The sequence below is a fragment of the Klebsiella sp. HMSC16C06 genome (assembly GCF_001808325.1).
Classification (GTDB): domain Bacteria; phylum Pseudomonadota; class Gammaproteobacteria; order Enterobacterales; family Enterobacteriaceae; genus Klebsiella; species Klebsiella variicola.
In genome coordinates, this window is sequence record NZ_KV792988.1 from 131,515 (window position 1) to 148,418 (window position 16,904).

The 16,904-nt window shown below is 56.8% G+C and carries 22 protein-coding genes; 15 read left to right on the forward strand and 7 right to left on the reverse strand.

Going from position 1 to position 16,904, the window contains the following annotated elements:
* Positions 1 to 64 precede the first annotated feature (64 nt).
* Genes HMPREF3142_RS05315 through HMPREF3142_RS05325 form a run of 3 tightly spaced genes read right to left on the reverse strand, consistent with a single transcriptional unit; the run spans position 65 to position 2,213 of the window.
* Positions 65 to 1,456 (reverse strand): PTS ascorbate transporter subunit IIC, encoded by a 1,392-nt coding sequence (locus HMPREF3142_RS05315; protein ID WP_012542705.1) that lies wholly within the window; start codon positions 1,454 to 1,456, stop codon positions 65 to 67.
* 20 nt (positions 1,457 to 1,476) lie between these two features.
* The gene (locus HMPREF3142_RS05320; RefSeq protein ID WP_012968839.1) at positions 1,477 to 1,764 is read right to left on the reverse strand and encodes a PTS sugar transporter subunit IIB; all 288 of its coding nucleotides are present in this window, start codon (positions 1,762 to 1,764) and stop codon (positions 1,477 to 1,479) included.
* Between the two features lie 5 nt (positions 1,765 to 1,769).
* Complete coding sequence (locus tag HMPREF3142_RS05325; protein ID WP_012542703.1) at positions 1,770 to 2,213, reverse strand: PTS sugar transporter subunit IIA; 444 nt, start codon at positions 2,211 to 2,213, stop codon at positions 1,770 to 1,772.
* A gap of 55 nt (positions 2,214 to 2,268) precedes the next feature.
* On the opposite strand from HMPREF3142_RS05325, the gene HMPREF3142_RS29280 reads away from it, so the two are divergent.
* Positions 2,269 to 2,415 (forward strand): hypothetical protein, encoded by a 147-nt coding sequence (locus HMPREF3142_RS29280; RefSeq protein WP_012542702.1) that lies wholly within the window; start codon positions 2,269 to 2,271, stop codon positions 2,413 to 2,415.
* A gap of 144 nt (positions 2,416 to 2,559) precedes the next feature.
* Here HMPREF3142_RS29280 and HMPREF3142_RS05330 read toward each other — a convergent pair whose 3' ends face one another.
* Both HMPREF3142_RS05330 and acpH read right to left on the reverse strand, forming a co-directional pair.
* Positions 2,560 to 3,162 carry a peroxiredoxin gene (locus HMPREF3142_RS05330; protein ID WP_004178733.1) on the reverse strand — a complete coding sequence of 201 codons (603 nt, stop codon included), beginning with the start codon at positions 3,160 to 3,162 and terminating at the stop codon, positions 2,560 to 2,562.
* 127 nt (positions 3,163 to 3,289) lie between these two features.
* Entirely contained in the window at positions 3,290 to 3,871 is a 582-nt protein-coding gene (gene acpH, locus HMPREF3142_RS05335; protein ID WP_070611729.1) for an ACP phosphodiesterase, read from the reverse strand.
* A 74-nt stretch (positions 3,872 to 3,945) separates the two neighbouring features.
* Between acpH and HMPREF3142_RS29285 the strand changes: the two genes are divergently transcribed.
* The 8 genes from HMPREF3142_RS29285 to HMPREF3142_RS05370 all read left to right on the forward strand — a co-directional run bounded on the left by HMPREF3142_RS29285 (position 3,946) and on the right by HMPREF3142_RS05370 (position 10,861).
* Positions 3,946 to 4,062 (forward strand): hypothetical protein, encoded by a 117-nt coding sequence (locus tag HMPREF3142_RS29285; protein ID WP_004218831.1) that lies wholly within the window; start codon positions 3,946 to 3,948, stop codon positions 4,060 to 4,062.
* Between the two features lie 64 nt (positions 4,063 to 4,126).
* On the forward strand, positions 4,127 to 5,191 hold the full coding sequence (queA, locus tag HMPREF3142_RS05340; RefSeq protein WP_002890390.1) for a tRNA preQ1(34) S-adenosylmethionine ribosyltransferase-isomerase QueA: 1,065 nt from the start codon (positions 4,127 to 4,129) through the stop codon (positions 5,189 to 5,191).
* Positions 5,192 to 5,300: 109 nt separating this feature from the next.
* Positions 5,301 to 6,428, forward strand: coding sequence for a tRNA guanosine(34) transglycosylase Tgt (gene tgt / locus HMPREF3142_RS05345; RefSeq protein WP_002890395.1), 1,128 nt, complete (start codon positions 5,301 to 5,303; stop codon positions 6,426 to 6,428).
* Positions 6,429 to 6,450: 22 nt separating this feature from the next.
* Positions 6,451 to 6,783: a preprotein translocase subunit YajC gene (gene yajC / locus HMPREF3142_RS05350; protein WP_002890398.1), complete on the forward strand. Its 333-nt coding sequence runs from the start codon at positions 6,451 to 6,453 to the stop codon at positions 6,781 to 6,783.
* Positions 6,784 to 6,809: 26 nt separating this feature from the next.
* Positions 6,810 to 8,657: a protein translocase subunit SecD gene (gene secD, locus HMPREF3142_RS05355; protein WP_008805370.1), complete on the forward strand. Its 1,848-nt coding sequence runs from the start codon at positions 6,810 to 6,812 to the stop codon at positions 8,655 to 8,657.
* A gap of 10 nt (positions 8,658 to 8,667) precedes the next feature.
* A complete protein-coding gene (secF, locus tag HMPREF3142_RS05360; RefSeq protein WP_008805371.1) occupies positions 8,668 to 9,639 on the forward strand; it encodes a protein translocase subunit SecF in 972 nt (323 codons plus the stop codon).
* A 136-nt stretch (positions 9,640 to 9,775) separates the two neighbouring features.
* A complete protein-coding gene (locus tag HMPREF3142_RS05365; RefSeq protein WP_023322139.1) occupies positions 9,776 to 10,141 on the forward strand; it encodes a VOC family protein in 366 nt (121 codons plus the stop codon).
* Positions 10,142 to 10,165: 24 nt separating this feature from the next.
* Entirely contained in the window at positions 10,166 to 10,861 is a 696-nt protein-coding gene (locus HMPREF3142_RS05370) for a helix-turn-helix transcriptional regulator (protein ID WP_008805373.1), read from the forward strand.
* A gap of 42 nt (positions 10,862 to 10,903) precedes the next feature.
* Here the strand turns inward: HMPREF3142_RS05370 and HMPREF3142_RS05375 are convergent, their stop codons facing one another.
* Positions 10,904 to 11,788, reverse strand: coding sequence for a nucleoside-specific channel-forming protein Tsx (locus tag HMPREF3142_RS05375; RefSeq protein WP_004204836.1), 885 nt, complete (start codon positions 11,786 to 11,788; stop codon positions 10,904 to 10,906).
* Positions 11,789 to 12,088: 300 nt separating this feature from the next.
* On the reverse strand, positions 12,089 to 12,628 hold the full coding sequence (locus HMPREF3142_RS05380) for a SadB/YajI family lipoprotein (protein ID WP_008805374.1): 540 nt from the start codon (positions 12,626 to 12,628) through the stop codon (positions 12,089 to 12,091).
* A gap of 147 nt (positions 12,629 to 12,775) precedes the next feature.
* On the opposite strand from HMPREF3142_RS05380, the gene nrdR reads away from it, so the two are divergent.
* From nrdR to pgpA, 6 genes are all read left to right on the forward strand, one after another.
* Complete coding sequence (gene nrdR / locus HMPREF3142_RS05385) at positions 12,776 to 13,225, forward strand: transcriptional regulator NrdR (protein ID WP_002890417.1); 450 nt, start codon at positions 12,776 to 12,778, stop codon at positions 13,223 to 13,225.
* A 3-nt stretch (positions 13,226 to 13,228) separates the two neighbouring features.
* Positions 13,229 to 14,332, forward strand: a complete 1,104-nt coding sequence (gene ribD, locus HMPREF3142_RS05390; RefSeq protein WP_008805375.1) for a bifunctional diaminohydroxyphosphoribosylaminopyrimidine deaminase/5-amino-6-(5-phosphoribosylamino)uracil reductase RibD — start codon at positions 13,229 to 13,231, stop codon at positions 14,330 to 14,332.
* Between the two features lie 87 nt (positions 14,333 to 14,419).
* Positions 14,420 to 14,890 carry a 6,7-dimethyl-8-ribityllumazine synthase gene (ribE, locus tag HMPREF3142_RS05395; RefSeq protein WP_001021161.1) on the forward strand — a complete coding sequence of 157 codons (471 nt, stop codon included), beginning with the start codon at positions 14,420 to 14,422 and terminating at the stop codon, positions 14,888 to 14,890.
* Between the two features lie 19 nt (positions 14,891 to 14,909).
* Positions 14,910 to 15,329 (forward strand): transcription antitermination factor NusB, encoded by a 420-nt coding sequence (nusB, locus tag HMPREF3142_RS05400; protein WP_008805376.1) that lies wholly within the window; start codon positions 14,910 to 14,912, stop codon positions 15,327 to 15,329.
* A gap of 73 nt (positions 15,330 to 15,402) precedes the next feature.
* Positions 15,403 to 16,374 carry a thiamine-phosphate kinase gene (gene thiL / locus HMPREF3142_RS05405; RefSeq protein ID WP_012542699.1) on the forward strand — a complete coding sequence of 324 codons (972 nt, stop codon included), beginning with the start codon at positions 15,403 to 15,405 and terminating at the stop codon, positions 16,372 to 16,374.
* Positions 16,367 to 16,870 (forward strand): phosphatidylglycerophosphatase A, encoded by a 504-nt coding sequence (gene pgpA / locus HMPREF3142_RS05410; RefSeq protein ID WP_008805378.1) that lies wholly within the window; start codon positions 16,367 to 16,369, stop codon positions 16,868 to 16,870. Before thiL ends, pgpA begins: the two co-directional genes overlap by 8 nt.
* Positions 16,871 to 16,904 lie beyond the last annotated feature (34 nt).

Sequence of the window (16,904 nt, forward strand, 5' to 3'; positions counted from 1 at the left end):
ACCACTCCTGATTATTGGTCAGCGGCGGGAAGCGTGACCTCCCCGCCGGGAAAAATGACGTCGCTTATTCATTTTTCTGCTTCGCCGTGAGCTCCTCATAGCTGAGCGTATCGCCAACCACCCGTACGTGACGGAAACAGAAAGGCGCCAGCAGCGCGACGAGCAGCACCAGACAAATCAGGTAGATAGTGACCTGGCCAAACTGGGTGAAGGCGTTACCGATAATGATGCCCCATACCGCGAAGTCGAAATCGGCGAAGGTGCTGTTTTCAAACCCGAGGTTGCCGAGCGCCGGCAGCAGCATCGCCGGCAGGAAGGCGAGGAAGATCCCCCCGATAAAGGAGGCGATGATACATCCGCGCTTGCCGCCCAGCTTGTCGGCGAAGACGCCGGACGTGCCGCCGCAGAAGAAGTGCGGCACCATGCCGGGAATAATCAGCGCCATGCCCAGCCCGCCGAGCAAGAGCATCCCGACCAGCCCGCCCACGAAGGAGCTGATGAATCCCACCACCACGGCGGTGGGGCTAAAGGTGAAGAATACCGCGCAGTCAACGGCCGGGATGGAGTCCGGGATCAGCTTCTGGCTGATGCCCTGGAATGCCGGCACCAGATCGCCGAGGATCAGCCGCACACCGTTGTACACAATGGCCACGCCAACGGCGAATTGCAGGCCGGTCAGCACCGAGAAGATCAGCATGTTTTGGTCGGTGATGGTGCTCAGGTATGCCGACCCGGCGACAGCGCTGCAGACAAAGTAGATAACAAACATCACGATACCGGTGGTGACGGTGGTATCGCGCAGAAAGCCCCACTTTTCTGAAATTTCGGTATCCGCGAAGGAATTTGCCGGATTGCCGGTCCGGCTGGCGATCCATGCCGAGAGGTAGTAGCCGAGGGAGCCGAAATGACCCATGGCGATCCCACCGTCTTCCGTGACCTGCTTGGTGTAACGCTGACCAATCGCGGGGGAGATGGCCGACCATGACCCCAGCAGGAATCCGCCGATCAGGATCAACATCCAGCCATGGAACTCCGCCGCCTGCAGGACAGCGGAAAACAGGCAGGCGAGGAAGAACGAGTGATGGCCGGTCAGAAAGATATATTTATACTTGGTACAGCGGGCGATAATCAGGTTGAAAATAAAGCCTAACAGCAAAATACTCATGGTTTCCACGCCCAGCATCTTCTGGGCGACGGAGACAATGGCTTCATTGTTTGGAATAACGCCGCGGATATTAAACCCGGCCTCGATAATACCGCCCAGCGGGTTGAGATTGGCAACGATAACGCCTGCGCCAGCGCTCAACATTAAATAGCCTAGAATCGGTTTTAATGTGCCGGTAAGGAGTTTGTTACCGGGGGAGCGCAGCGCCACTAAACCGACAAAAGCAATCAGCCCCATTAAAAAAGCAGGTTGACTGAATATTTCCGCTAAGAAACTAAGAATAGCCTGCATGGTCGTTCCCTCTATGTTAATTAAGAGTGATTCGCCGCAATTTTGGTCAGCGCGTCGGTAATATCCTCGGCGATTTTCGCTTTATGGACATAGCTGCGAATGATGGCGACATGACAGTGGGCTGGAAATTGATTTGCCAGTTCTTTGATCGTGACGTAAAGGTCGGCTTTTTCGCCGACGGCGTTAGCAAAATCGACCGAGGCGACGTCCGCTTTGATACCTAATTCTTCACAGATCTTTTTGACATTATTCGCAGCCATCAATGAACTGCCAATACCGTTACCACAAACTGTTCTGATAACTAACATAATGACTACTCCATTTGTTTTTGGATGAAATGTAAGACTGAATTCACGTCATTTTCCTGCTGAAGGAAGGTCACAATATCTGACTCGATCAGCGAGGCTATCAGTTGGATCATTTTGATATGACTGTCAGCGTCCGCGCCGGCGATAGCGATGATCACGGTAACCGGATCGAACTCATCGTGGCCGAAGGAGATTGGCGTGGCGGTGGTGACAAGCGAAAATCCGGTTTGCAATGCCCCTTTTTCCGGCCGGGCGTGCGGCATGGCAATCCCGTCGTCTATGACGATGGCAGCGCCGAAATCTTCATATACCGTCAGCATCTCGTTGACATATTCGGCGCTGCAAATCTGACGCCTGGCGAGTAATGAACCCGCCAGTTCGATGGCCTCTTCCGCACGGGAAATATTCTGCTTAAGGGCGATTAACGACGGGTCAAAAATAATTTCCATCCTCAGCTCCTGAACGTATTCCTGTTCCTGAGTAAAATCATGACTAAATACATTGATGAAAATGATGGATGAGATCACATCCGGGGTTTTAAATATTGATGGGGATCACATCGACGGCAAAGTACCGGCAGAAAACGATATAAATAATTTATGTATTTTTCAGTGGGTTATGAAGGCTTTGTATTTTGACGCTGAAATTTGACAGAGAAAAAGTGAGAGGTAGGGCGAATTTTTTCGGCAGAAGTGTATCTCTGGTCACAAATATCGGCGGGTCATTTTCTTAAATTTTGACACTGCTAACAAAAAAGGCCCGCCTGAGCGAGCCTTTTATTAAAACGCCTGCCGATTACAGGCTGGAGACGTTTTCGGTCAGGTATTTTGCTACGCCTTCCGGAGAAGCAGCCATACCTTCTTTTCCTTTTTCCCACTGCGCCGGGCAGACTTCGCCGTGCTCTTCGTGGAACTGCAGCGCGTCAACCATACGCAGCATTTCGTCGATGTTACGGCCCAGCGGCAGGTCGTTAACCACCTGGTGGCGTACCACGCCGTTAGCGTCGATCAGGAAAGAGCCGCGCAGCGCTACGCCTTCGTCCGGATGCTCGATACCGTAAGCTTTCTGGATTTCACGTTTGATGTCAGCAACCATCGCGTATTTAACCGGGCCGATACCGCCCTGGTCTACTGGGGTGTTACGCCATGCGTTGTGAACGAACTCGGAATCGAAGGAAACGCCAACCACTTCCACGCCGCGTTTCTGGAATTCTTCGTAACGTTTGTCGAACGCGATCAGCTCAGACGGGCACACGAAGGTGAAGTCCATCGGCCAGAAGAACAGAACGGTAGGTTTACCGTTGGTGTGCTGTTTGAAATTGAATTTCTCAACGATCTCACCATTACCCAGCACAGCGGCTGCAGTAAAATCCGGCGCTTGACGAGTGACCAGAACCATTTGATTCTCCTGTAATTACTAAGGTTATTTGGAACGCAACGCGGGCAAGTATAGAGCCTGGCCGGTAATAACACAAAGAGGCGCTAACAATCGTTCAGCCAGCTTTTACCTATCAATGATGCAACGATTACAGCTGTTTGTTTTCTGCCAGGCGCATCATCTGCGGATAAAAGCGCCAGAACTGCCCCTCCAGCTGGTCGTAGTGGGTATCCAGATCCTGCCAGGAATCGCGTAGGGCGTCGAGACGCGGACGGCGGCTGGCCATGCCGTTAAGCACGCGCTGAATAAAACCCATCTCCTGATAGCGCTCCAGCCAGCGCTCCGACCACAGGTACTGATTCAGATTGACGAAGCGTGGCGGCGAGTCGGGCAGGATGGGGACGATCTGCTGCTCGGCGTAGCGCACGAACTCGTCCAGCGGCAGGTCAGGGGAGAGCTGCGCCCAGTGCTGCGACAGGAAATGATCCCACATGACATCGAGGGTGATGGGGGCGACGCGACGGGTCTGCGGGCGAAACCACTCCCGCGCCTCTTTGACTTCCGCCAGGTTGTCAGTCATCACGTCAATCCGGCGATGCATATAGATGCCGTCGATGATCTCCGCCGGATAGTCGCCCTGCGGGTTGCCGCGCACAAAATCGGCCATCAGGTTGCCGGGCAGCGAGCTGTCGGCGAGATGGGCGAGGTGCAGGTGGGCGAGAAAATTCATAAAACGACATCCTTTAAATACGAGCGGGCAGGTGGAATCACCGATGTTGCGCTGAACGGCGCCTCGGTGTCCGCATGGCATGCTGCCTGGCTGCGCGCGGCACCTTTGCCACCGGTAAGGCATTCGGTTGCCGCATGGCGGCATTCGGAATGATTTGGAATATAGATTATGTCATTCATCCGGAGGGGTAAAGGTTGCAGGCGGAACGCCCCGGCACTAGACTACCCGCCTCTTTATTCAGTCTGAGTTACCGTCATGCGCGTTACCGATTTTGCTTTTGAACTACCCGAATCTCTGATCGCCCACTATCCGATGCCTGAGCGCAGCAGCTGCCGCCTGCTCTCCCTGGACGGGCCGACGGGCGCGCTGACGCATGGCACCTTCACCGACATCCTCGATAAGCTCAATCCCGGCGATCTGCTGGTGTTTAACAACACCCGGGTGATCCCGGCGCGTCTGTTCGGCCGTAAGGCCAGCGGCGGCAAGATTGAAGTGCTGGTGGAGCGGATGCTGGATGATAAGCGCATCCTGGCCCATATTCGCGCCTCAAAAGCGCCGAAGCCGGGCGCCGAGCTGCTGCTGGGCGATGACGAGAGCATTAAGGCCACGATGCTGGCGCGTCATGGCGCGCTGTTTGAAGTGGAATTTAACGACGAGCGTCCGGTGCTGGAGATCCTCAACGGGATCGGCCATATGCCGCTGCCGCCCTACATTGACCGCCCGGACGAAGACGCTGATCGCGAACTCTATCAAACCGTCTACGGCACCAGGCCGGGCGCGGTAGCCGCCCCGACCGCCGGTCTGCACTTCGACGAACCGCTGCTGGACAAACTGCGCGCTAAAGGCGTTGAGATGGCGTTTGTCACCCTGCACGTGGGGGCGGGGACTTTCCAGCCGGTGCGCGTCGACAGCATTGAAGAGCACACCATGCACTCTGAATATGCGGAAGTGCCACAGGAGGTGGTCGATGCGGTGCTGGCGGCGAAAGCGCGCGGCAACCGCGTGATTGCGGTAGGCACCACCTCGGTACGCTCGCTGGAGAGCGCGGCGCAGGCGGCGAAAGACGCCCTGATCGCGCCGTTCTTCGACGATACGCAGATTTTCATCTACCCGGGTTATCAGTACCAGGTGATCGATGCGCTGGTAACCAACTTCCATCTCCCTGAATCCACACTGATTATGCTGGTGTCGGCGTTTGCGGGTTATCAGCACACCATGAACGCCTATAAGGTGGCGGTGGAGCAGAAATATCGCTTTTTTAGCTACGGGGATGCGATGTTTATCACGTACAATCCGCAGGCTATTTCTGAGCGTCCCTGACAAGGCCGGCCCGCCGGCGTTTTGGACGCCATGACGCATTTTTTAGCCACGGAATCATTCCGTGGCGAGTATGAAAACGTCGGACTGTTTTTCTGACGCAGGAGCAAGCATGAAATTTGAACTGGATACCACCGACGGTCGCGCCCGCCGCGGTCGCCTGGTGTTTGAGCGCGGCGTGGTGGAAACACCGGCCTTTATGCCCGTTGGCACCTACGGCACCGTCAAAGGGATGACGCCGGAAGAAGTGGAAGCCACCGGCGCGCAGATTATTCTCGGCAACACCTTCCACCTGTGGCTGCGCCCGGGTCAGGAGATCATGAAGCTGCATGGCGATCTGCACGATTTTATGCAGTGGAAAGGACCGATCCTTACCGACTCCGGCGGCTTCCAGGTGTTCAGCCTTGGCGATATCCGTAAGATCACCGAGCAGGGCGTCCATTTCCGCAACCCGATCAACGGCGATCCTATTTTCCTCGATCCGGAAAAATCGATGGAGATTCAATACGATCTCGGTTCCGACATCGTGATGATCTTCGACGAATGTACGCCGTACCCGGCAGACTGGGATTACGCCAAGCGCTCGATGGAAATGTCTCTGCGCTGGGCCAAGCGCAGCCGCGACCGTTTCGATAGCCTTGGCAATAAAAATGCGCTGTTCGGCATCATTCAGGGCAGCGTTTACGAAGATTTACGTGATATCTCGGTGAAAGGTCTGGTAGAGATTGGCTTTGATGGCTACGCTGTCGGCGGTTTGGCGGTCGGTGAGCCGAAGGAAGACATGCACCGTATTCTGGAGCACGTCTGCCCGCAGATCCCGGCCGATAAACCACGATACCTGATGGGCGTCGGGAAGCCGGAAGATCTGGTGGAAGGGGTACGTCGCGGTATCGATATGTTCGACTGCGTCATGCCGACGCGCAACGCGCGTAACGGCCACCTGTTCGTCACCGACGGCGTGGTGAAAATCCGCAACGCGAAGCACAAAAGCGATACCGCACCGCTGGACGCCGAGTGTGATTGCTATACATGTCGCAATTATTCACGCGCTTACTTGCATCACCTCGACCGTTGCAACGAAATATTGGGCGCGCGTCTCAATACCATTCATAACCTGCGCTACTATCAGCGTTTAATGGCTGGTTTACGCAAGGCTATCGAAGAGGGTAAATTAGAGAGCTTCGTGACCGATTTTTACCAACGTCAGGGGCGCACCGTGCCTCCTTTGAACGTTGATTAATTTTAATAATGAGGGAATTTCAATGAGCTTTTTTATTTCTGATGCGGTAGCGGCAACGGGTGCACCGGCGCAGGGCAGCCCGATGTCTCTGATTCTGATGCTGGTGGTGTTCGGTCTGATTTTTTACTTCATGATCCTGCGCCCACAGCAGAAGCGCACCAAGGAACACAAGAACCTGATGAACTCCATCGCCAAAGGTGATGAAGTGCTGACCAACGGCGGTCTGGTCGGTCGCGTGACCAAAGTAGCGGAAACTGGCTACATTGCTATCGCGCTGAACGATACCACTGAAGTGGTTATCAAACGTGACTTCGTTGCTGCCGTTCTGCCGAAAGGCACCATGAAGGCGCTGTAATCTAACTTTTCCCAAAGGGAACTGCCGTGTTAAACCGTTATCCTTTGTGGAAGTACGTCATGCTGGTCGTCGTCATTGTCGTCGGCCTGATCTATGCGCTTCCCAACCTGTATGGTGAGGATCCGGCTGTTCAAATCACTGGCGCGCGCGGCGTCGCCGCCAGTGAGCAAACGCTGATCCAGGTCCAGAAAACTTTACAAGAAGAAAAAATAACCGCGAAGTCTGTGGCACTGGAAGAGGGCGCTATTCTTGCGCGCTTCGACACCACTGATACCCAGCTGCGTGCGCGTGAAGCGCTGCTTACCGTGCTGGGTGACAAATACGTCGTGGCGCTAAACCTTGCTCCGGCAACCCCACGCTGGCTGGCGGCACTCTATGCCGAGCCAATGAAGCTGGGTCTTGATCTGCGCGGCGGCGTGCACTTCCTGATGGAAGTCGACATGGACACCGCGTTAGGCAAACTGCAGGAACAGAACATCGACAGCCTGCGCAGCGAACTGCGTGACAAAGGCATTCCTTACGCGACCGTGCGCAAGGAAGACAACTATGGTCTGAGCATCGTCTTCCGCGACAGCGCGGCGCGCGACCAGGCTATCTCTTATCTCAGCCCTCGCCATCGCGATCTGGTTATTTCCTCTCAGGGTGACAACAGCCTGAAAGCGGTGATGACCGATGAGCGCCTGAAAGAAGCCCGTGAGTACGCGGTTCAGCAGAACATTAACATTCTGCGTAACCGTGTGAACCAGCTGGGCGTCGCCGAACCGCTGGTTCAGCGTCAGGGTGCTGACCGCATCGTGGTTGAGCTGCCGGGTATCCAGGATACCGCGCGGGCGAAAGAGATCCTTGGCGCAACCGCGACCCTCGAGTTCCGTCTGGTCAATACCAACGTGGACCAGTCCGCCGCTGCCTCTGGCCGCGTGCCGGGCGACTCGGAAGTGAAAGAGACGCGTGAAGGCCAGCCGGTGGTGCTGTACAAGCGAGTGATCCTGACCGGTGACCATATCACCGACTCGACCTCCAGCATGGATGAGTACAACCAGCCGCAGGTCAACATCTCGCTGGACAGCGCGGGCGGTAATATCATGTCTAACTTCACCAAGGACAATATCGGTAAGCCGATGGCGACCCTGTTCGTGGAGTATAAAGACAGCGGTAAGAAAGACGCTAACGGTCGCGCTATCCTGGCGAAAGAGGAAGAGGTGATTAACATCGCCAACATCCAGTCGCGTCTGGGTAACAGCTTCCGTATCACCGGTATCAGCAACCCGAACGAAGCACGCCAGCTGTCGCTGCTGCTGCGTGCCGGTGCGCTGATTGCCCCGATTCAGATCGTCGAAGAGCGGACTATCGGCCCAACCCTTGGTATGCAGAACATCAAGCAGGGTCTGGAAGCCTGTCTGGCCGGCCTGGTGGTCTCTATCCTGTTCATGATCCTCTTCTATAAGAAGTTCGGTCTGATTGCGACCTCGGCGCTGATTGCCAACCTGGTGCTGATTGTCGGCATTATGTCCCTGATCCCGGGGGCGACGCTGACCATGCCGGGCATCGCGGGTATCGTGTTAACCCTTGCGGTGGCGGTCGATGCTAACGTTCTGATCAACGAGCGTATCAAAGAAGAGCTGAGCAACGGGCGTACCGTTCAGCAGGCGATTGACGAAGGTTATCGCGGCGCGTTCAGCTCGATCTTCGACGCCAACGTGACGACGCTTATCAAAGTGATCATCCTGTACGCGGTCGGTACCGGTGCCATTAAAGGGTTTGCGATTACCACCGGTATCGGTATCGCGACCTCAATGTTTACCGCTATCGTCGGCACCCGTGCCATCGTGAACCTGCTGTACGGCGGCAAGCGCGTTAAAAAGCTGTCTATCTGAGGAGTGCGTTGTGGCACAGGAATATACTGTTGAACAATTGAACCACGGCCGTAAAGTCTGGGACTTTATGCGCTGGGACTACTGGGCCTTCGGCATTTCAGGTTTTCTGCTGATTGTGTCGATCGCCATCATCGGCGTCCGCGGCTTTAACTGGGGGCTCGATTTCACCGGCGGTACGGTGATCGAGATTACCCTTGAGAAGCCGGTCGATCTGGACCAGATGCGCGACTCCCTGCAGAAAGCGGGCTTTGAAGAGCCGCAGGTGCAGAACTTTGGCAGCAGCCGCGACATCATGGTACGTATGCCGCCGGTGCATGACGCCAACGTCAGCCAGGAACTGGGCAGCAAGGTCGTGACGGTGATTAACGAATCGACCAGCCAGAATGCGGCGGTGAAGCGAATTGAGTTTGTCGGCCCGAGCGTCGGCGCGGACCTCGCGCAAACTGGCGCCCTGGCGCTGATTGCCGCGCTGGTCTGTATCCTGATCTACGTCGGCTTCCGCTTCGAATGGCGTCTGGCTGCCGGGGTGGTTATCGCCCTGGCGCACGATGTGGTGATCACCATGGGCGTACTGTCGCTGTTCCATATCGAGATCGACCTGACCATTGTGGCCTCGTTGATGTCGGTTATCGGCTACTCGCTGAACGACAGTATTGTGGTATCGGACCGTATCCGTGAAAACTTCCGTAAGATCCGCCGCGGTACGCCGTACGAGATCTTCAACGTGTCGTTGACCCAGACGCTGCACCGTACCTTGATCACCTCCGGGACCACCCTGATGGTGATCCTGATGCTGTTCCTGTTCGGCGGCCCGATTCTGGAAGGCTTCTCGCTGACCATGCTGATCGGTGTCTCCATCGGTACGGCTTCCTCTATCTACGTCGCCTCTGCGCTGGCGTTGAAACTGGGTATGAAGCGCGAGCATCTGCTGCAGCAGAAGGTCGAAAAAGAAGGGGCGGACCAGCCGTCTATTCTGCCGTAATCCGGTTCAGTTGAGATAAAGCCATCCCGGCCCAGGCGGCCGGGATTTTTTTGTCCGCGATAAAACCTGCTGACAGTATGCTGTCAGGAGCCCTCCCATACACTCCTTCTGAACTCACTAACGAGCAGGAGGAAGTATGAATAACGTGATTAACTGGTTTGAAATTCCGGTCGCCGATATGGATCGCGCCGTCGCGTTTTATGAGCAGGTGATGCAGGTGACGCTGCGTCGCGAAACCATGGACTGCGCCGAGCTGGCGGTGTTCCCGCATCAGGATCCGGCCCCCGGCGGCGCGTTGGCCAAATTTGAGGGTATCGCCCCTTCAGCGCAGGGCGCTATTATTTACCTGCATACAGACCATCTTGCCGCCACCCTGGACCGCGTTGCCTCGGCGGGTGGGGCGTGTGTTTTCGGGCCGCTGACGCTGCCGAATGATATTGGCACCATCGCGCTGTTTACTGACAGCGAGGGCAACCGCGTCGGCCTGCACCAGCCGGCTTAACCTAAACGTTTTGTGAAGTGAGACATGACCCGACGCGCCGACCGTTTATTTCAGATTGTGCAGATCCTGCGCGGCAGGCGGCTCACTACCGCCGCGCTGCTGGCGGAGCGGTTGGGCGTGTCGGAGCGCACCGTGTATCGCGATATTCGCGATCTCTCCCTCTCCGGCGTGCCGGTGGAGGGCGAGGCGGGGAGTGGTTATCGCCTGCTGGCGGGCTACGATCTGCCGCCGCTGATGCTGACCACCAAAGAATCCGAAGCGCTGATCGCCGCGATTCGGTTGCTGAAAACCTGGGGCGGTGAGGCGCTGTCGCAATCGCTGGAATCCGCCCAGGAGAAGATGCTGGCGATCCTGCCGGAGGCGCGCCGGCGCCAGGCGGAGCAGACCCGCCTGTTTGCCCCCGATCTCGGCGCCCATCGCTATGCCAAAACCTATTTTGACGTCATTCATCAGGCGGTCTCCGGCCAGCAGGTGCTGCAGTTGCGCTATCAGGATGAGTCTGGCCGGGTAACCGAGCGCGACGTGCTGCCGCTGGGGCTGTTTTTCTGGGGGGAGCGCTGGCTGCTGGTGGCCTGGTGCGAGCTGCGTAATGATTATCGTAACTTTCGCCTCGACCGTTGTCTGGCGGTCAGGGCGACCGAGCGTCGATTCAGCGAGTGTGCCGATCGCTCGTTAAGCGATTTTCTGCGCAAAGTGCGGTGCGACGTGTGGGAGAAATAAAAACGCCCGGCTGGCCCGGGCGCTGTCTTGCTGTATCCGCAATTAGAAGTTGTAACCGACCACGAAGTAACCACCCCAGCCGGTCGAGCGGACGCTGAAATCGCCATCGCCGAAGTTCAGCTTGGCATCGTCAGCCCACTGGCCGCCGTTATGGAAGTAACGGGCCACCACCGAGTAGTGCCAGTGCGCGTAGTTCAGCGCCAGGATGTGGCTGGAGGCGATGGAGTTGCTGGTGCGCGCGTGCTTCCCGTTCAGATCGTAGAAGTTGTCATCGCCGAGGTCAGAACCCCAGTCGAAGTTGGTGAAACCGATGTAGCTCAGCGAGCCGCCCCACAGGTCGGTCAGCGGCACGAAGTATTTCACTTTGAAGCGGTAGCCGTCCCACTCGTTTTCGTTGGACGCGCCGTAGTTCTGCCACTGGTATTTGGCGTAGACGTTCAGTGACAGGCTCATCGGCAGGCCGGTATCGATATCGGTACCCAGACCCATATACCAGGTGCTCTGCTCCTGAGAGTCGTTACGGCCCATATCGTAGATATAGTTGTTCGCGAAGTACCACTCTTTGAACGGCCCGAAGCTCAGATCGGTATTGGTCAGCTTATCGATAGAGAAACGCGGTTCGATCTCCATAAACAGCGGCGAGCCGTTGTTCCAGATACCTTTTGCCGTGCTGTTGCCGCCGAAGAATACCGGGGCATCGATATAGCCGTAGAAATCAAACCAGTCTTTTTTGGCGAACGCTTCATATTCCAGGTAGGTATCGTTACGGATCTGCGGTCCAAAACGGGTGTGGTAGCTGCCCACCACGTTAACACTCTGGTGCCACCAGTCAGACAGGTACTGCGGTTTATCGTTTTCTGCCGCGCCCGCAGTAAAAGAAGTGGAGAGCGCCACAACCGCACCCGCTGCCAGTAATGTTTTTTTCATAGTAATGCCACTGTTTAAATTGAGCCTGAAGGCGTTAAAAGAAGTGCCGAAGCGTTTCTAAATATTTCGTCTTTCTGTGGGGGTCTATTATAGGAATCATTGCTCACAAAAATACGTGTTGTTTCACATAACCAGAACATGCGTAATCGATTGCGTTCACGATTCTATGCATTTCTTGACAAAATGCTACTGAAAATCGCCATACAGAACGATTTCTAATGAACTCTTGTGAAAAGTTGTAAGTGGATAAGAAAGACGGAGCTGGAGGTAGCCGGGCGGGGCAGGGCCCGGCGTGAAGATTTACTGTGCGGCGGCGGGCTGGATATCGTGGACGCGAATAAAACCGACTTTGTCGGGCGTCACGTTCAGACGCAACGGGATATCCACATCGCTGGGGGCGAGGATGCTGGCCGGGGCGCTAATCAGCTGATCCTGAACATTGACTTCCTGATAGCTGTGGGTGGTGCCGGTGATCTGCCCGGAGGCGACGGTGGCGGTAAAGGCCGGCAGCGGATCGTTGGATTCACCCTGAATGCGTAAAGTCAGGCGTGACCCGTCGCCGTCCGGCGTAATGCTGCCCACCGACATGCGCAGGGTGCCGATCTGGCTCTCCAGCCGCGCCGGGGTTTTGGCCTCCGGCAGCAGATAGACGCCGCGGGTGGATTTGGCGTTCAGCGCGTTTTGTTGGGTGATTTTGATCGTTTGCTGATTGAGCTGGGTCATCTCCTGGCTCAGGGTACTCACGCTCTGGTGCATCTGGCGGATTTCGCTTTGCTGGGCGCAGGCGGTCAGGGTAAACAGGCTGCCCGCGATGGCGAGTTTCAGGTAACGTCTTGTCATGGTCAGGATTCCGTTTGCAGAGGATGCTTAATGGTAGCCAAACCGCCTGCCTCTCTCATAGATCCTTTGTCTCAAAAGCTCTTTCTTTGTAGTCAGGTCACTTCGCGGTAAACTACCCTTCAGTTTAACTACCTGTCAGGACGCGCTATGCATTGCCCTTTCTGTTTCGCCGTGGATACCAAAGTGATCGACTCTCGTCTGGTGGGGGAAGGCTCTTCCGTGCGTCGCCGTCGGCAGTGCCTGGTCTGTAATGAACGCTTTACCACCTTCGAAGTGGCGGAGCTGGTGATGCCCCGGGTGGTGAAGAGTAACGATGTGCGTGAACCCTTCAACGAAGACAAGCTGCGCAGCGGGATGCTGAAAGCGCTGGAGAAACGTCCGGTTAGCGCCGATGACGTGGAAATGGCGGTCAACCATATCAAAACCCATCTGCGCGGCACCGGCGAGCGCGAAGTGGCCAGCAAAATGATTGGCAATCTGGTGATGGAACAGCTGAAAAAGCTGGATAAAGTCGCCTATATTCGCTTTGCGTCGGTCTATCGCAGCTTTGAAGACATCAAAGAATTCGGCGAAGAGATCGCCCGCTTACAGGACTAAGCCATGCAGGACGAAATGTACATGGCGCGAGCGCTGAAGCTTGCCGCGCGCGGACGCTTTACCACCCATCCTAACCCTAACGTTGGCTGCGTCATTGTGAAAGACGGCGAGATCGTCGGCGAGGGCTTTCACTATCGCGCCGGTGAGCCGCACGCCGAAGTGCACGCGCTCCGCATGGCCGGCGAAAAGGCGCAGGGCGCCACCGCCTACGTCACCCTTGAGCCCTGCAGCCACCATGGCCGTACGCCGCCGTGCTGCGATGCGCTGATCGCCGCCGGCGTTAGCCGCGTGGTCGCTGCGATGCAAGACCCAAACCCGCAGGTGGCGGGGCGCGGTCTGTATCGTCTGCAGCAGGCCGGTATTGACGTCAGCCACGGGCTGATGATGAACGAAGCGGAAGCGCTGAATAAGGGCTTCCTGAAGCGGATGCGCACCGGTTTTCCCTGGGTGCAGCTGAAGCTGGGCGCCTCGCTGGACGGCCGCACGGCGATGGCCAGCGGTGAAAGCCAGTGGATCACCTCCCCGCAGGCGCGACGCGACGTGCAGCGTCTGCGCGCCCAAAGTCATGCCATCCTCACCAGCAGCGCCACCGTGCTGGCGGACGATCCTGCGCTGACCGTGCGCTGGCAGGAGCTGAGCGCGGATACTCAGGCGCTGTATCCCGAAGAGAATTTGCGCCAACCGCTGCGCGTCGTCATCGACAGTCAGAACCGCGTCACGCCTGAGCACCGTATTGTGCAGCAGGCAGGAGAAACGCTGTTTGCCCGCCTGCGTGCGGATGAGCGCCAGTGGCCGGAAAGCGTTCGTACGCTGCTGGTGCCGGAATATAACGGCCATCTCGATCTGGTGTTGCTGATGATGCTGCTTGGCAAACAGCAGGTGAACAGCGTCTGGGTGGAGGCGGGAGCGACGCTCGCCGGGGCGCTGCTGCAGGCTGGCCTTGTCGACGAGCTTATCGTCTATATTGCGCCTAAACTGTTAGGCAATGCGGCGCGTGGATTATGCGCGCTGCCGGGGCTTGAAGAACTGAGCCAGGCACCCCATTTCAAATTCAATGAGATACGTCAGGTTGGCCCGGATGTCTGCCTGCATTTAACCACTGCGTGAGGCTTTCCTGATTATTAGGAAGCAGCGCTCAGAATAATATGATAAAATCCGCCCCCCTTGCGGGGCACATGAACCCGAAGGAAGAGTATGAACATTATTGAAGCTAACGTTGCTACCCCGGACGCTCGCGTCGCCATCACCATTGCGCGTTTCAACAACTTTATCAATGACAGCCTGCTGGAAGGTGCGATTGACGCCCTGAAACGCATTGGTCAGGTAAAAGATGAAAACATCACCGTTGTTTGGGTTCCAGGCGCGTATGAGCTGCCGCTGGCGGCTGGCGCACTGGCGAAAACCGGTAAATATGACGCGGTGATCGCGCTGGGTACGGTGATCCGCGGCGGTACTGCCCACTTTGAATATGTGGCTGGCGGTGCCAGCAATGGCCTGGCGCATGTCGCTCAGGACAGCGAAATCCCGGTAGCCTTTGGTGTTCTGACCACTGAAAGTATTGAACAAGCCATCGAGCGCGCTGGCACCAAAGCCGGTAACAAAGGCGCAGAAGCTGCGCTGACCGCGCTGGAAATGATTAACGTATTGAAAGCCATCAAGGCCTGATTTTTGTAAGGGGAATTCCGTGAAACCTGCTGCTCGTCGCCGCGCCCGTGAGTGTGCCGTCCAGGCGCTCTACTCCTGGCAGTTGTCCCACAACGACATCGCTGATGTCGAATACCAGTTCCTGGCGGAACAGGACGTAAAAGATGTAGATGTTCTGTATTTCCGTGAACTGCTGTCCGGAGTGGCGACTAACAGCGCGTACCTCGACGGCCTGATGAAGCCCTACCTGTCCCGTCAGCTGGAAGAGCTGGGCCAGGTGGAAAAAGCGGTGCTGCGTATCGCGCTGTTTGAGCTGTCCAAACGTGACGACGTACCGTATAAAGTGGCCATCAATGAAGCTATCGAACTGGCGAAAACCTTCGGCGCTGAAGATAGCCATAAGTTCGTCAACGGCGTGCTGGACAAAGCGGCTCCGGTAATTCGTCCCCGCAAAAAGTAAACGCCAGGCCGGGCTTTGCAGGATCTGATCCCGCGAACCCGGCCTTATTTTTTTCTTTGCTGAGGCATAACGTATGGCATGCGGCGAATTTTCCCTGATTGCCCGTTATTTTGATCGCGTTAAAAGCGCCCGCCTTGATGTTGAAACCGGCATCGGCGATGACTGCGCGCTCCTGAATATCCCCGAGAAAAAAACGCTGGCAATCAGCACCGACACCCTGGTGGCGGGCAATCACTTCTTACCCGATATCGACCCTGCCGACCTCGCTTATAAAGCGCTGGCGGTGAACCTGAGCGACCTCGCGGCGATGGGCGCGGAACCGGCGTGGCTCACGCTGGCGCTGACTTTGCCAGAGGTGGATGAAACCTGGCTGGAAGCCTTTAGCGACAGCCTGTTTGTCCAGCTGGACTATTACGATATGCAGCTGATTGGCGGTGATACCACCCGTGGCCCGCTCGCCATGACGCTGGGTATTCACGGCTTTGTGCCGCCAGGGCGCGCCATGAAACGCGCTGGCGCGAAGCCAGGAGACTGGATCTATGTCACCGGCACCCCGGGAGACAGCGCCGCCGGCCTGGCGGTGCTGCAGAACCGGCTGACGGTGGATGAACCGTCTGACGCCGACTACCTGCTGGCTCGTCATCTGCGCCCGATGCCGCGCGTGCTGCAGGGTCAGGCGCTGCGTGACCTGGCGACATCGGCTATCGATCTTTCCGACGGCCTGATCTCCGATCTGGGCCATATTCTTAAAGCCAGCGGCTGCGGCGCGCGCATCGATCTCGATGCCATGCCGTATTCCGACGCGATACTGCGCCAGGTGGAGCCCGAGCAGGCGCTGCGCTGGGCGCTCGCCGGCGGGGAAGATTACGAACTGTGCTTTACCGTACCGGAGCTGAACCGCGGGGCGCTGGACGTGGCCCTTGGCCATCTTGGCGCGCGTTTTACCTGTATCGGACAGATTGCGCCGGAGAGCGAAGGGCTGCAATTTATCCGCGATGGTAAGCCGGTCGCGCTTGATTTAAAGGGATACGATCACTTTGCGTAGTCGAGACGAGGCGTTACGCCGCCTGAGCATGCGTAACCCGTGGCATCTGCTGGCGACTGGCTTTGGCAGCGGCTTAAGCCCGGTGGTACCGGGGACGATGGGGTCGCTGGCGGCGATCCCGTTCTGGTATCTGATGACCTTTCTCCCCTGGCAGCTCTACTCGCTGGTGGTGATGATGAGCATCTGTATTGGCGTCTATCTGTGCCATCGCACGGCCAAAGATATGGGCACCCATGACCACGGCAGTATAGTCTGGGATGAGTTTGTCGGGATGTGGATCACCCTGATGGCGTTGCCGACCCTGGACTGGCAGTGGGTGGCCGCTGGCTTCGTGATTTTCCGTATCTTCGATATGTGGAAGCCGTGGCCGATTCGCTGGTTTGACCGCAATATCCACGGCGGAATGGGGATTATGGTCGACGATATCGTCGCCGGCGTGATCTCGGCCGGCGTGCTGTATGTCATTGGCCATCACTGGCCCATCGGTCTGCTTTAATCGTCTCTCCCCGGTAGCATCATGCTGCCGGGGA